This is a genomic window from Streptomyces sp. NPDC001204, assembly GCF_053598035.1.
Map to the genome: position 1 here is coordinate 56,560 of NZ_JBSFJL010000024.1, position 12,492 is coordinate 69,051.

12 protein-coding genes are annotated in these 12,492 nt (G+C 72.2%); 2 read left to right on the forward strand and 10 right to left on the reverse strand.

Translation table 11 applies throughout. From position 1 onward, the window contains the following. Nucleotides 1-386: 386 nt before the first annotated feature. From ACWC91_RS28305 to ACWC91_RS28335, 7 genes are all read right to left on the reverse strand, one after another. Nucleotides 387-1,406 carry a metallophosphoesterase gene (locus tag ACWC91_RS28305; protein WP_450643796.1) on the reverse strand — a complete coding sequence of 340 codons (1,020 nt, stop codon included), beginning with the start codon at nucleotides 1,404-1,406 and terminating at the stop codon, nucleotides 387-389. Nucleotides 1,407-1,535: 129 nt separating this feature from the next. Further along, nucleotides 1,536-2,759 (reverse strand): glycosyltransferase 87 family protein, encoded by a 1,224-nt coding sequence (locus ACWC91_RS28310; RefSeq protein WP_450643795.1) that lies wholly within the window; start codon nucleotides 2,757-2,759, stop codon nucleotides 1,536-1,538. Beyond that, a complete protein-coding gene (gene mptB / locus ACWC91_RS28315; protein WP_450643794.1) occupies nucleotides 2,756-4,144 on the reverse strand; it encodes a polyprenol phosphomannose-dependent alpha 1,6 mannosyltransferase MptB in 1,389 nt (462 codons plus the stop codon). Before mptB ends, ACWC91_RS28310 begins: the two co-directional genes overlap by 4 nt. A gap of 145 nt (nucleotides 4,145-4,289) precedes the next feature. Beyond that, nucleotides 4,290-5,702, reverse strand: coding sequence for an aspartate ammonia-lyase (gene aspA, locus ACWC91_RS28320; RefSeq protein WP_225078762.1), 1,413 nt, complete (start codon nucleotides 5,700-5,702; stop codon nucleotides 4,290-4,292). Nucleotides 5,703-5,739: 37 nt separating this feature from the next. After that, complete coding sequence (locus ACWC91_RS28325) at nucleotides 5,740-6,807, reverse strand: asparaginase (protein WP_374114040.1); 1,068 nt, start codon at nucleotides 6,805-6,807, stop codon at nucleotides 5,740-5,742. Next, nucleotides 6,804-7,481: a FadR/GntR family transcriptional regulator gene (locus tag ACWC91_RS28330; RefSeq protein ID WP_450643596.1), complete on the reverse strand. Its 678-nt coding sequence runs from the start codon at nucleotides 7,479-7,481 to the stop codon at nucleotides 6,804-6,806. The genes ACWC91_RS28325 and ACWC91_RS28330 overlap by 4 nt, the downstream gene beginning before the upstream one ends. Before the next feature lie 86 nt (nucleotides 7,482-7,567). Further along, the gene (locus ACWC91_RS28335; RefSeq protein WP_225078761.1) at nucleotides 7,568-7,939 is read right to left on the reverse strand and encodes a DUF1330 domain-containing protein; all 372 of its coding nucleotides are present in this window, start codon (nucleotides 7,937-7,939) and stop codon (nucleotides 7,568-7,570) included. 188 nt (nucleotides 7,940-8,127) lie between these two features. Between ACWC91_RS28335 and ACWC91_RS28340 the strand changes: the two genes are divergently transcribed. After that, nucleotides 8,128-8,670 carry a hypothetical protein gene (locus tag ACWC91_RS28340; RefSeq protein ID WP_450643594.1) on the forward strand — a complete coding sequence of 181 codons (543 nt, stop codon included), beginning with the start codon at nucleotides 8,128-8,130 and terminating at the stop codon, nucleotides 8,668-8,670. Here the strand turns inward: ACWC91_RS28340 and ACWC91_RS28345 are convergent. After that, complete coding sequence (locus ACWC91_RS28345) at nucleotides 8,553-8,861, reverse strand: mycothiol transferase (RefSeq protein WP_450726093.1); 309 nt, start codon at nucleotides 8,859-8,861, stop codon at nucleotides 8,553-8,555. The two genes, ACWC91_RS28340 and ACWC91_RS28345, sit on opposite strands and share 118 nt — an antisense overlap. A gap of 323 nt (nucleotides 8,862-9,184) precedes the next feature. Here ACWC91_RS28345 and ACWC91_RS28350 point away from each other — a divergent pair, with 323 nt between their 5' ends. After that, nucleotides 9,185-10,327 carry a glycoside hydrolase family 19 protein gene (locus ACWC91_RS28350; RefSeq protein ID WP_281155258.1) on the forward strand — a complete coding sequence of 381 codons (1,143 nt, stop codon included), beginning with the start codon at nucleotides 9,185-9,187 and terminating at the stop codon, nucleotides 10,325-10,327. Nucleotides 10,328-10,419: 92 nt separating this feature from the next. Here the strand turns inward: ACWC91_RS28350 and ACWC91_RS28355 are convergent, their stop codons facing one another. Both ACWC91_RS28355 and ACWC91_RS28360 read right to left on the reverse strand, forming a co-directional pair. Beyond that, nucleotides 10,420-11,394, reverse strand: a complete 975-nt coding sequence (locus ACWC91_RS28355; protein ID WP_450643593.1) for an ROK family protein — start codon at nucleotides 11,392-11,394, stop codon at nucleotides 10,420-10,422. A gap of 32 nt (nucleotides 11,395-11,426) precedes the next feature. Then, nucleotides 11,427-12,203 (reverse strand): GntR family transcriptional regulator, encoded by a 777-nt coding sequence (locus ACWC91_RS28360; RefSeq protein WP_450643592.1) that lies wholly within the window; start codon nucleotides 12,201-12,203, stop codon nucleotides 11,427-11,429. Between the last annotated feature and the right edge of the window lie 289 nt (nucleotides 12,204-12,492).

Here is a 12,492-nt window from a genome sequence, read left to right on the forward strand (position 1 = left end):
CCTGTCCGAGGTGGCCGCCCGGACAGGGCACTCGGTGGTGCCGCTGCTGGACTTCGACGGTCACCCCAGCGGCCTCCTGCAACTGCGCCGGCTGGTCACCGTACCGCCCGGGCAGCGGGAGCGCCTGCGGGTACGGGACCTCGCGACCCCGCTGTCCCGGTGCACCCTCGCCGCACCGGACGAGCTGCTGAACTCCGTACTGGAGCGCCTCGGCGCCGCGGGCGGTGGACTGCCCATCCTGGTGATGGACGACGGCCGCCTCGGCGGGATCATCACCGCGCACGACATCGACCGCTCCCGCCGACGCTACCGAGACCCGTCGGCCCACAGGGAGCACCCGGCGTAAGACGCCGGGTGCTTCCAGTGTGGTGTCCCCCGGAGGGGACTCACTTCGTGTGGGTGAAGGGCACCCGGGTCCAGCTCAGGACCTGCTTGCTGCCCGGATCGATCGTCACCTTCAGCCAGTTGCCGACGTCGGTCGAGCCGTCGATGGTGACCCGGTGGAGGTTGGGTGCGACGGACTTGACGCCGTAGAAGGACAGCCACTGGGAGCCGGTGTCCAGCGGCTTGTCGCTGTTGTAGACGTGGCTGTCGCCGTTGAAGAGGTACACCGGGCCCCGGAACTTGGCCGACTCCTCGGCGATCGCCCTGACGATCGGCTGGAAGGCGTAATAGTCCGCGAAGGACGGGCCGGTGACCGTCGGATCGAACATGTCGGCCTGGGTGAGCAGGACGACGGCCTTGTTGTGCTCGTGCGCGGCGGCCGCGAAGGTGTCGCGGATCTCCTGCACCACGGCGGCCGTACGGCCGAGTACCTCGGCCGCCTGCTCCGGCGTGGCCGAGGTGTTGCCGGTCCACGGCGCCATGTTGTTGTTGCTGCCGACGATGTGCAGGGCGGCGAAGGCGACGTTGGCCCGGGTGTACCGGACGTCCTCGGGGTAGCCCTGGTCGGCCTGCGAGGTCACCCGGACGCTGTTGCGGCCCAGTGTCCGGCCCGGCTGAGGGAAGAAGACGTCACGGATGGCGGCCAGGCGGTCCAGCGGGTCGTAGCTTCCGTTGTTGGGCCGGTGGCAGTCGGTCCACTCGTTGTCGCCCACCGTGTAGACGAGCGGGTCCTCGAACGTGTCGAAGTCCGACTTGATCAGCCTGAAGTAGTCGTCACTGCAGACGGTGGAGCCGTTCTTGATGTCGCCGATGTGGTGGACGAACCGTACGTCGGGATCAGCGTTGATCTGGCTGATCACCTTCGGGAAATCGGCGATCTGGCTGTCACCGTAGGGAATGTCGCCGATCACCGCGAAACTGAAGCGGCTGTGCCCGGGGTCGGCCGTCGCCGACTGGTTCGTCAGGGCGAAGGGGGCGCTCAAGGCCAGTACGACGGATGCCGCGCGACGCCACGATCTCATCGAAACCTCCTGGTGGTATGCGGCAGCACTGTTCTGCCCGGGGCTTAACTCCGTCTCGAACCCGGATGAGGAAGGGATGAACGGGTGCCGTACACCAAGATCGTCCGGCATCCGTGCCGCGGTCATGGCCTACGGCCGCGTCGTGTACGGGCCGGCGTGCGGCTCGCCGGTCGCGGGCGCGGGCGCGGGTTCTCCGGTGCTGCCGACGGGGGGCGGGCTCGTGGTGTGCGGCCGACCGGTCGGCAGGGTCAGCAGCAGGCCCAGGGTGATCCACACATAGGTGTTGCTGCCGAGGAAGCCGTCGAGTCCGGAGGAATCGTCGAACCACAGCCAGACCACGCTGCTGCACAGCAGCCCGTACAGGACGGCCGCGGTCCGCAGGCGGCGTGCGCGCGCCAGCACCGCGAACGACGGCAGCAGCCAGACGAGATGGTGCACCCAGGTGATCGGGCTGATCAGGCAGGAGACAAGCCCCGTGAGGGCGAGGGCGGCCGGCCAGTCACCGGCGCGCAGGGCCCGGTGCGTGCGCCACACCCAGACCGCCAGGACGAGGACGACGGCCAGGGCCCAGACGGCTCGGCTGGGTTCGCCGGGTGCCGCGAGCCGGGCGATGACGCCCTGGAGGGACTGGTTGGAGACGTAGTCGAGGCGGCCGACGCGGGTGGTGTCCCAGACGGCGTGGGTCCAGTAGAAGCGGGACGCGTCCGGTGCCGCCCAGGCCGCGAGAACGGTGGCGGCCACGGTGACGGCGGTCGCGACGGCGGCGGCCCGCCAGCGCCGGGCGAGCAGCAGCAGGCCGATGAAGACGGCGGGCGTGAGCTTCACGGCCGCGGCGAGTCCGATGCCCGCCCCCGCCCAGCGGCCCCAGCGGCCGCGCCCGCCGGACAGCAGCCAACCGTCGGCGAGCACGAGGGCCAGCAGCAGGAGGTTGACCTGTCCGAAGCTGATGGTGTCCCGTACGGGTTCGAGCAGCGCGAGCGCGCAGGCCGCCAGGGCCCAGCCGAACCAGCCGTGGCGGCGCAGTTCCCGGCCGACGAGGATCCACAGCACGGCGGCGACGGCGACGAGGTCGAGCAGCAGCGCGGCCGTGATCGCCGTGTTGAGGCCGACGAGTGCCATCGGCAGCATGCTCAGGGCGGCGAACGGCGGGTAGGTGAAACCGTAGGTGGTCCCCGGCACCCGGTAGTCGTAGATACGGCCGCCGTGGTGCACCCAGGCGTTCACGGCGCCGTAGTAGACGCGCAGGTCGAACCAGCCGCGCAGCAGCGGCACGGTGGCGGTGAAGACGGTCACGGCCACGGCGAGGCACAGGACGAGGACGAGCCGTCCCCTGTCGGTGCGCGGCGGTCTCACGCGGTCCCTCCCAGCACCGGTGTCTGAGCCGTCTGGTGGGCCTGCCACAGGACGACCAGGGCGAGCGCGCCTCCGGAGACCGCCAGGGCCACCTGGGCGAGGTCCGGCGGGCCGCCGCTGGGCAGTACGGCGAGCGCGAGGACGGCGGTCGTGGCGGCCACCCGGTGCCGGACGGAGGCGCTGGGCGCGGCGGCGGCGATGAGGAACAGGCCCCACAGGGCGTACCAGGGCCGGATCGCCGGGCCGAGGACGGCCACGGCGGCGAGGCTGAGGCCGAGCGCGTAGATCGGGCCGGGGCGCAGCCGGAGCCAGATGAACAGCACGGCGGCCGTGGTCGCGAGAAGTCCCGCCGCGTGCCAGACCGGGGTGGCGAGGGGCGCGAGGCCGCTGCCCAGCCGTGCCAGGATGTCGCCCGTGACCCGGCCCAGGACGCTGGTGGGCGACCAGTTGTGCGGGGAGACCGGTGTCCGCAGGGCCGCGATCCAGCCGTATCCCGTGCCCGTGAGGGCGGTTGCCACGACCGTGGTGGCGAGCGCGACCGCGGTGGTCGTCGCCACCGCGCGTGCCAGTCCGGTGTGCCGGCGCAGCGCGATCACGGCCAGCAGGCCGAGCGCGGCCGGTGCCTTCACCAGTGCGGCGAGCGTGATCAGGACGACACCGAGGACGTGCAGGCGGCCGCGGGCGGCGAGCAGTCCGATGCCGAGCAGCCCCAGCATGATGGCGTCGTTGTGGGCGCCTGCGACCAGGTGCAGCAGCACCAGCGGGTTGAGGGCGCCGAGCCACAGCGCGGCGGCGGGATCGGCGCCGCACTGCCGGGCGAGCCGCGGCAGTGCGACGGCCATGAGGGCCACGCCGAGCAGTGCGACCAGCCGCATGCCGATCAGGCCGGCCGGCAGTTCCCCGCGGGTCAGACCGGACAGGGCGGAGGCGACGGCCAGGAAGACCGGACCGTAGGGGGCCGCGGTGTCCCGCCACACCGGCGCGACCTCGGCCGCGAGCGGTCCGCCGAGTTGCGACGGCCCGTGCGTGTACACGTCGAGATGGGCGTCGACCATGGCGCCCTGCGCGAGGTAGCTGTACACGTCCCGGCTGAACAGCGGCGGCGCCAGCAGCAGCGGCGCCGCCCACACGGCCAGGACGAGCAGCAGGGTACGGGGCGTGGGCGGCTCGGGGCCGCGGATCACCCGGCCGAGCAGCGCCCACGCGGCGATCAGCAGAACGACCCCGAAGTACACCCCCACCAGTCCGAGCGCGGCGCGCCCGGACTCGGGGGAGACCAGATCCGCGACCGGCAGGGCCCCGGCGGTCTGACCGCCCAACGCGAGGAAGGCGGTACCGGCCAGGCCGAGGGCCTGGCAGCGGCGGAGATCGACGGGGAAAGCCATGGCCAACACTCGGGAAGCGTGTCAACGCGTGGTGGCCGGAAGGCGACGCACGCCCCTCGGCCGGGCGGCGCGCGCATGACCGCCGTGTGAGCGGCGCGCGCCTGCCCCGTATGAGCAGTTGCCGACTCTCCGGGCGCGCGGTGGCTCAGACCTCCGGCGAGCCGCTGCCCGCGAGCACCTCGGGCCGCAGCAGTGACTCGAGGCGCTCGGCCGGGAGCAGGCCCTTCTCCAGGACGAGTTCGGCGACGCCGCGGCCGGTGGCCAGGGCCTCCTTGGCGATGCCGGTGGCCGCCTCGTACCCGATGTACGGGTTGAGGGCGGTGACCAGACCGATGGAGTTCTCCACCGCGGCGCGCAGCTGCTCCGTGTTGGCCGTGATGCCGGCCACGCACCGCTCGGCGAGGGTCAGGCAGGCGTGCTCCAGATGCGTGATGCTCTCGGAGAGGGAGTGCAGGATGACCGGCTCGAAGGCGTTCAGCTGGAGCTGACCGGCCTCGGCGGCCATGGTGATGGTCACGTCGTTGCCGATCACCTCGAAGGCGACCTGGTTGACGACCTCGGGGACCACCGGGTTGACCTTGCCGGGCATGATGCTCGAACCGGCCTGTACCGGCGGCAGGTTGATCTCGTTGAGGCCCGCGCGCGGCCCGGACGACAGCAGGCGCAGGTCGTTGCAGCTCTTGGAGAGCTTGACGGCGATCCGCTTGAGCACGCCGGACATCTGCACGAAGGCACCGCAGTCCTGGGTGGCCTCCACCAGGTTGGCGGCCGTCACCAGCGGCAGGCCGGTGATCTCGGCGAGGTGGCGGCGGGCCGACTCGGCGTATCCGGCGGGGGCGTTGAGACCGGTGCCGATCGCCGTGGCGCCGAGGTTGATCTCGTGGATCAGTTCGACGGCCTCCGCGAGCCGGAGGCGGTCCTCGTCGAGCATGACCGCGAACGCGGAGAACTCCTGCCCCAGCGTCATCGGCACGGCGTCCTGGAGCTGGGTGCGGCCCATCTTGAGTACGTCGCGGAACTCGACGGCCTTCCCGGCGAAGGCGTCCTGGAGTACCGCCATCGCCTTGAGCAGGCCGCGTACGGCGAACACCGTGGCGATCTTGACGGCGGTCGGGTAGACGTCGTTCGTGGACTGGCCGAGGTTGACGTCCTCGTTGGGGTGCAGGTGCTGGTACTCGCCCTTGGCGTGACCCAGCAGTTCCAGCGCGCGGTTGGCGACGACCTCGTTGGCGTTCATGTTGGTGGAAGTGCCGGCGCCGCCCTGGATGACGTCGACGACGAACTCGTCGTGCAGCTTGCCGTCCCGGATCTCGCGGCAGGCCTCGACGATGGCGGCGGCCTTCCGGGGCTCCAGCAGGCCGAGTTCCTCGTTGGCGAGGGCGGCGGCCTCCTTGACGGCGGCGAGGGCGTCGATCAGGTGCGGGTAGGCGGAGATCGGCGTCCCCGTGATGGGGAAGTTCTCCTTGGCGCGCAGGGAGTGGATGCCCCAGTACGCCTCGGCGGGTACGTCGCGGTGGCCGAGCAGGTCGTGCTCGCTGCGGTGGGCTGCGGCGGTCATGGCTGTGCGGATCCTCTTTCGGAGGTGGGCGTTGCGGTCAGGCTGGCGTTTGAGTGTGGGGGCCGCCCCCGCCCGAGCGGAGCCGGGAGCCCGGGGCGGGATCGAGCGCGCGGGCGGGGCGGACGCTGCCGACCGGCCGGCCGCCGCCGAGCAGGGGCTCCCCGGCGAACTCGGCGAGCGCGGCCGGGTCGACCCCGGCCCGGGCGAGGGCCGCGGCGGCGACCGGGACGCGCGCCCGGTTCGCTCCGTCGGCGATCTTCACGGCGACGGCCCGGCCGTCCGGCAGCGCGGCGACCTGGACGCCCTCGAACCCGTCCTTGGCGAGCAGACCGGGCACGGCGCGCATCAGCGCGGCGACGTCGCGCCCGGAGCCGGAGGCCGTCTCGGCGTGCTCGCGCATGGCGTCCGCCACCCGCGCCTCGGGGGTGCCGGCCGGCGCGGTGGTGATCCGGGCCGCGGCGCGCGCGAGCCCGTGCAGCGAGACGGCGAACAGGGGCGCTCCGCAGCCGTCGACGGTCACGCGGGCGATCGCCTGCCCGGTGAGGTCCTCGACGGCCTCGGCGACGGCCCGCTGCAACGGGTGGCCCGGGTCGAGGTAGTCCTCCAGCGGCCAGTCGTTGAGGCGGCAGGTGTAGAGCATGGCCGCGTGCTTGCCGGAGCAGTTCTGCGCGAGCCGGGACGGCAGGCGCCCCTCGCGCACCCAGGCGTCGCGGACGACCGGGTCGTACGGCAGGTCGGGGACGTTGCGCAGGTCGTCCTCGGTGACTCCGGCCAGCTCCAGGATGCGCCGGGTGCCGGCCAGGTGCCGCTCCTCCCCGGAGTGGCTGGCCGCGGTCAGCGACAGCAGCTCCCCGTCGAGCGGGAGCCCGGCGCGGAGCATGGCCACCGCCTGCACCGGCTTGAGCGCCGAGCGCGGGTAGAAGGCGGCCTCGATGTCGCCGAGTTGCAGCTCCACGGCTCCGTCGGCGCCGAGGACGACGACCGAGCCGTAGTGGATGCCCTCGACGACCCCGCCGCGGACGAGGTGGGCGACGGGGGCGTGCAGGGGTTCCCGGATCACAGGAGCCCCGGCCACCGAACTTCCGTACAACACTGCCTGGTTCATGACTCGGGTCCGTCTTCGGTGGGGGCGTCCGTGCGGGTCGGGCGCATGATGTCGGTGAGGGTCGTCTCGACGCGGTCGAGATGGTGGGTCATGGCCTGCACCGCGTCGTGCTCGGAACCGTCGATCAGCGCCTCGATGATCGCCCGGTGCTCGCGGTTGGACTGCTCGCGCCGGCCGCCGAGTTCGTTGAGGAAGGCGGACTGGCGGGCCAGCGCGTCCCGGATCTCCTCGATCACCCGGCGGAAGACCGGGTTCTGGGCGGCTTCGGCCACGGCCAGGTGGAAGACGGTGTCCATCGCGACCCAGGCGGTGGTGTCCGTCTCCTGCTCCATCCGGTCCAGGAGGTGGGCCAGGTGGTCGAGGTCCGCCGCGGTGCGCCGCCGCGCCGCGTACCCGGCGACCGGGATCTCGACGTGGCGGCGCACCTCCAGGAGGTCGCTGGCCGCGTAGTCGCCGAAGGTGGGGTCCTCGACGGCGCTGGCGACGACGAAGGTGCCCTTGCCGGTCCTGGAGACCGTGAGCCCCATCGTCTGCAGGGCCCGCAGGGCCTCCCGCAGCACGGGCCGGCTGATCTCCAGGGTGCGGCACAGCTCCGCCTCCGAGGGGAGCTTGTCGCCGATGGCGTAGTCACCGCGCTCGATGGCGCCACGAAGGTGGCCGAGCACCGCTTCCATGGCGCTGACGCGCCGCGGTCCCCGACCACCTGTCTGGCTGTCTGACAGGTTCACGGGGCGATACTGCGGGTGCCGAGGCCGGACTGTCAAGGCGTGCCCGAATCCGAGAGCTGCTCGGCGGGCAGCACCTCCCTCATCGCCTTCGCGGCGCCGGTCGGGTCGTAGTCCTCGGAGACACCTGGGACCAGGATGATGTCGCCTTCGATGTGCCGCGAGCGCAGCGGTGCGATCTCCTGGTACGCGGGTGAGTCCCACCAGGCCCGCGCCTCGGCGATCCCGGGGAAGGAGATCACCACGACGTGCCCGGGCCAGTCGCCCTCCTTCACCTCGTGCCGCGTGGCGTGCACGAGGAAACGGCCACCGTACGGCTCGAAGGTGGCGGAGATGCGCTCGATGTACTCGGCGATCTCCGGGTGCGGAGCGGCCTCCTGCAAGTGGGCTATGGCATAGGCGGTCATGTCGTCCTTCCGGCCGGTCGGGCTCTGTTACACCGGCGATCCTGGCAGGTGGGCACGCTGGGGGCGATGACCTGAGAGGTAGGTGCCGGCCGCGTACACGGGGAGGGACGAGGCCGCCACCGCGGGCCCGGACACCACACCCGGGCGCGAGCTGTGGCGCGCCTCACCTCTGTGACACGCTCTGAAGCATGGGGTGGACTTTCAAACTGCATGGTGGTGTCGCGGCCGGGCTGGGCGCCGTGTTCCTCTCGCCGGCAGCACTCACATGGCTGCCCGGGACCTTGCCGCTGGCGGACGCGGGTTGGTGGCCGGTCGCGATCTTCGCCACCGCCTTCCTGACCTGTGTCTCCGCCCTGGCGCGACTGGCCCTGACGCGTGCGGCCAAGGACGTGGTGTGGCTCGCCTTCCGATGCCTGCCGGGCAAGGTGCAGATGACACTTGGGGCGTTGACCGTGGGGGGTGTGGCGCTGTTGGTGTTCAGCACGCAGCAGGAGACCAGCCTTCAGTCGGCCGAGATGAAGGATGGCCGTTACGTCGCCCTCGACACGACGCCCCATGCGCGCGGCCTGGTCGAGATCTCCCGGCGCCGCTACGAGGACGTACTGGAGGGCGATCAGCGCACCATGCTCGCCGTGCCGGGCCTGCTCTGCCTCGGCGCCGCCTGCGCCGCGCTGACAGCCGGAGAACTGCGCCGCGCGGACCGCGCTGCCGCCCCGGCTGACGTCATGTAAGACGCGCGCCGCCGTCCCACCCGGCCGTCGATGCGCTCGCGCAGCAGATCGGCGTGCCCGCGGTGGCGTGCGTACTCCTCGATCCGGTGAACCCACAACTCCCGGACGCAGTCGCAGTCGCGGCCCACTCGCACGCCCGGATCCGCGTACTCGTCCAACACCACATCTGTCGCCGCCTGTTCGCGGGCCACATGGTGAAGGCGCCGTCCACCAAGCCCTGCTCCCCCGACGGCCCCTTCCCTGCGGCTCGTGGCGACGGCGTGGCCGTCCTTCCCCTCGGCCGCTCCTCGATTATCGGCCAGATGTCATGTACAGGTCTTGACCGGATTGGTTTAGACCTTTAGATTCCAGGCCGTCAGGCCCCTCCCACAGCGCCGGGTTGAGTGCTCGTGTGGCAACGACGCTCTTCGCCGGCCCGCAGTCGTCCCCCACCCTCGCGGCCGCCCCGAGCCCCAACTGGAGCCCGGCGGCCACGTCGTCTCCCCATCACCTCTTCCTCAGGAGCACACTCCTCATGTCCACCCCCCACCCCGGTACCAGCCTCCGCAGACGCTCAGCCCTGGCCAGGCTCACGGTCAGCGCGATGCTCGCTCTCGCACTCTCCGCTCTGTTCGGCGTCTCGCCCGCCTGGGCGGCGGACGGGCAGATCACCGGCCTCGCGGGCAAGTGCGTCGACGTCGCCGCCGCGAGCAACGCCAACGGCACGGCCGTCCAGCTCTACGAGTGCAACGGCACGAACGCGCAGAAGTGGTCCAACTCCGGCGACGGAACCCTGCGGGCACTCGGCAAGTGCCTCGACGTCGTCGACCGCAGTACGGCCGACGGAGCCGCCGTCCAGCTGTGGGACTGTTCCGGCGGGGCGAACCAGCAGTGGGTCGTCACCGGCGCTCGCGACATCGTCAACCCGGCCGCGAACAAGTGCCTCGACGTCCGGGACAACAACAGCGCCAACGGCACCCGCCTGCAGATCTGGACCTGCACCGGAGGCGCCAACCAGAAGTGGAACGCTCCCGCGAGCGGCGGCGGTGGCAACCCGTCCGGATTCGTCGTCTCCGAAGCCCAGTTCAACCAGATGTTCCCGAACCGGAACTCCTTCTACACGTACAGCGGCCTCACCGCCGCGCTCAGCGCCTACCCCGGCTTCGCCGGTACGGGCAGCGACACGACCAAGAAACAGGAGGCGGCCGCGTTCCTGGCCAACGTCAATCACGAGACGGGCGGCCTGGTCTACGTCGTGGAGCAGAACACCGCCAACTACCCCCACTACTGCGACTGGAACCAGCCGTACGGCTGCCCCGCCGGGCAGGCGGCCTACTACGGCCGCGGGCCGATCCAGCTCAGCTGGAACTTCAACTACAAGGCAGCCGGTGACGCGCTCGGCATCGACCTGCTCAACAACCCCTGGCTGGTGCAGAACGACGCGTCCGTGGCCTGGAAGACCGGCCTGTGGTACTGGAACACCCAGTCGGGTCCCGGCACCATGACCCCGCACGCCGCCATGGTCAACGGCGCCGGCTTCGGGCAGACCATCCGCTCGATCAACGGCTCCCTGGAATGCGACGGCAGGAATCCCGCCCAGGTGCAGAGCCGCGTGGACGCCTACCAGCGTTTCGCCTCCATCCTCGGCGTGAGCCCCGGTAACAACCTGTACTGCTGAGCGGTTTCCTTCCTCCGGCAAGCGGGGCGTGGGCCGATGCAGTTCCGGTCCACGCCCCGCCCGCTGTCGGCGTCACAGGCCGGCACGCGGCGTCAGGAGAACGACGCCGTGAGCCCCCTGAGTGCCGGGAGTGCCGCGGCGCCGATCAGGCCGGCGTCCGGGCCGAGGGCGGCCCGGTGGACGGGCGGCGGCGCGGGGCGGGTGCGGGTGGTGCGGGCGTAGGCCTCGCGCAGGGCGGTGTGCAGCGGTCCGTCGCCGGTGCCGAGCCCGCCGCCGAGCACGATCGCCGAGGGGTCGAGAACGCGGACGAGATGGCCGAGCACCGTGCCCAGCGCCTGTCCGGCGGTCGTCAGGATCCGGGCCGCGGCCGGGTCGCCGGACCGGGCCAGGGCGGTGACCTCACGGGCGCCCGGTACGGGTGAGCCGCCGCAGGCGGTGCGGCGTGCGCCGATGCCGCGGCCGGAGCAGTACTGTTCGAGGTTTCCGCGCCAGTCCGGGTCCACGGAGGCCGGGACCTCCAACTCCCCCAGGGCGATGGCCTCCCCGCGCCGTCCGGCGACGGGCCGCCCGTCGAGAACGAGGGTGGAGGACAGCCCCGTGCCCAGGGAGACGTAGAAGAAGTCGGGAAGGTCGCGGCCGACTCCGTGCCGGGCCTCGCCGAGCGCCCCGCAGCGCACGTCGGAACCGACGGCCACCGGCAGGCCGGGCGCGGCCTCGGCGGCGAGTACGGCGGCGGGCTGGACGTCCCAGGCCAGTACCTCACGGCTGGTCAACACGCCGTCGGCGTCGACGTATTCGGGAAAGCCGGCACCCAGAGCGGTCACCGTGATGCCCAGCCGGGCGGCGTCGTCGAGGAGGGCGCGGGCCGCCCGGGCCGTGCCGGCCAGACCGGGGTCGCGCAGTCCTCCCTCGGCGGCGGTGGCGGTGGGCAGTTCACGGCGGTGCAGCAGGGTGCCGTCGGCGGTGACGAGTCCGGCGGCGATCTTCGTGCCGCCGACGTCCAGGGCCGCGACGGCGGCACGGCCGGACGGATCCCCGGCGGGCGCCGGGATCGGGCTGGTGTTCACGGGAGTTGGCCTTCGCCTGGGATGCGGTGGGTTCAGTCGGAGCTGCGGTGCAGGGTGGCTTCGAGGCGGTAGGCGTCGCCGCGGTACACGGCACGGCCGAGCAGCACCGGCGTGTCGTTCTGGTCGTAGGTGACCTCCTCGCCGACCAGGACCGGGGTGCCCGGCGGCACCCGCAGCAGCTCCGCCTCCAGGGGCTGGGCGCCGTCGGCGCGCGCGGTGTACGTGCTGTGCATGACGCGCACCCCGGCCCTGGCCTCCAGCTCGGCGAAGAGCGAACGGTCCGTCAGGTCGGCGTCCTCCAGTGCCCGAGCGCGGGAGCGCACCAGCACCGTGGTGTCCAGGCACACCGGTACGTCGTCCAGGCCGCGCACCCGGACGATCTCCAGCACGTCGGCGGCGGGTGCGATGCGCAGCCGGGCCGATTCCTCGTAGCCGGCCGGGCGGACCTCGCGGCGCAGCAGCCGTGCGGTCGCGGTCAGGCCCCGGGCGCGGGCGATGTCCGTGAAGCTCTTCAGCACGCTGGGCGGCTCGCTGACCACGTCGGTGGCGACGAACCAGCCGCGCTGCGGGGAGGAGTGCACCCGGCCCTCGTCCTCCAGCAGGGCAAGGGCCTGGCGCAGGCTGCTGCGGCTGACGCCGACTCGCTGGGCCAGTGCGCGCTCCCCGGGCAGTTGGCTGCCCGGGGCCCATACCCGGCGGTCCAGCAATTGCCCGAGTGCGCGGCGGGCGAGCTGGACGGCCGGACCTGCGGTCGCGGCGGTGGCGGGGGCGGGGACGGATGGTGAGGCCGTTGCGTCATGCGTGGTCACGGTCATGGACCGTACCAGAGCAACCAGTTCATGGACCAGATCAAAATCTGGTCCAAACACTGGACTGACTGGACTGAAGTGCGCCATGATCCCCCCACGCCGAAATTCGGAAGCCCCTCTTCCGTCCCCCGGCGTGTGCCCGCGTGCCGGTGCACGGGGCCACCGCCGGCCCCGGCCTCCAACAGGCCCCAGGGCCCGGCCCGATGGCACGCCCCCGACACCACCACCCGCGACACCACCCATCCGCGACCGCGACAGCACACCGCGCCGCACCCGAGCCGAGGGAGCC

Bases quoted from the DNA above. Each gene is read 5' to 3' on its own strand.
- ACWC91_RS28305 (WP_450643796.1), bottom strand. From the start codon at position 1,406: ATGAGATCGTGGCGTCGCGCGGCATCCGTCGTACTGGCCTTGAGCGCC.
- mptB (WP_450643794.1), bottom strand. From the start codon at position 4,144: ATGGCTTTCCCCGTCGATCTCCGCCGCTGCCAGGCCCTCGGCCTGGCC.
- aspA (WP_225078762.1), bottom strand. From the start codon at position 5,702: ATGACCGCCGCAGCCCACCGCAGCGAGCACGACCTGCTCGGCCACCGC.
- ACWC91_RS28325 (WP_374114040.1), bottom strand. From the start codon at position 6,807: ATGAACCAGGCAGTGTTGTACGGAAGTTCGGTGGCCGGGGCTCCTGTG.
- ACWC91_RS28330 (WP_450643596.1), bottom strand. From the start codon at position 7,481: ATGGAAGCGGTGCTCGGCCACCTTCGTGGCGCCATCGAGCGCGGTGAC.
- ACWC91_RS28335 (WP_225078761.1), bottom strand. From the start codon at position 7,939: ATGACCGCCTATGCCATAGCCCACTTGCAGGAGGCCGCTCCGCACCCG.
- ACWC91_RS28340 (WP_450643594.1), top strand. From the start codon at position 8,128: ATGGGGTGGACTTTCAAACTGCATGGTGGTGTCGCGGCCGGGCTGGGC.
- ACWC91_RS28350 (WP_281155258.1), top strand. From the start codon at position 9,185: ATGTCCACCCCCCACCCCGGTACCAGCCTCCGCAGACGCTCAGCCCTG.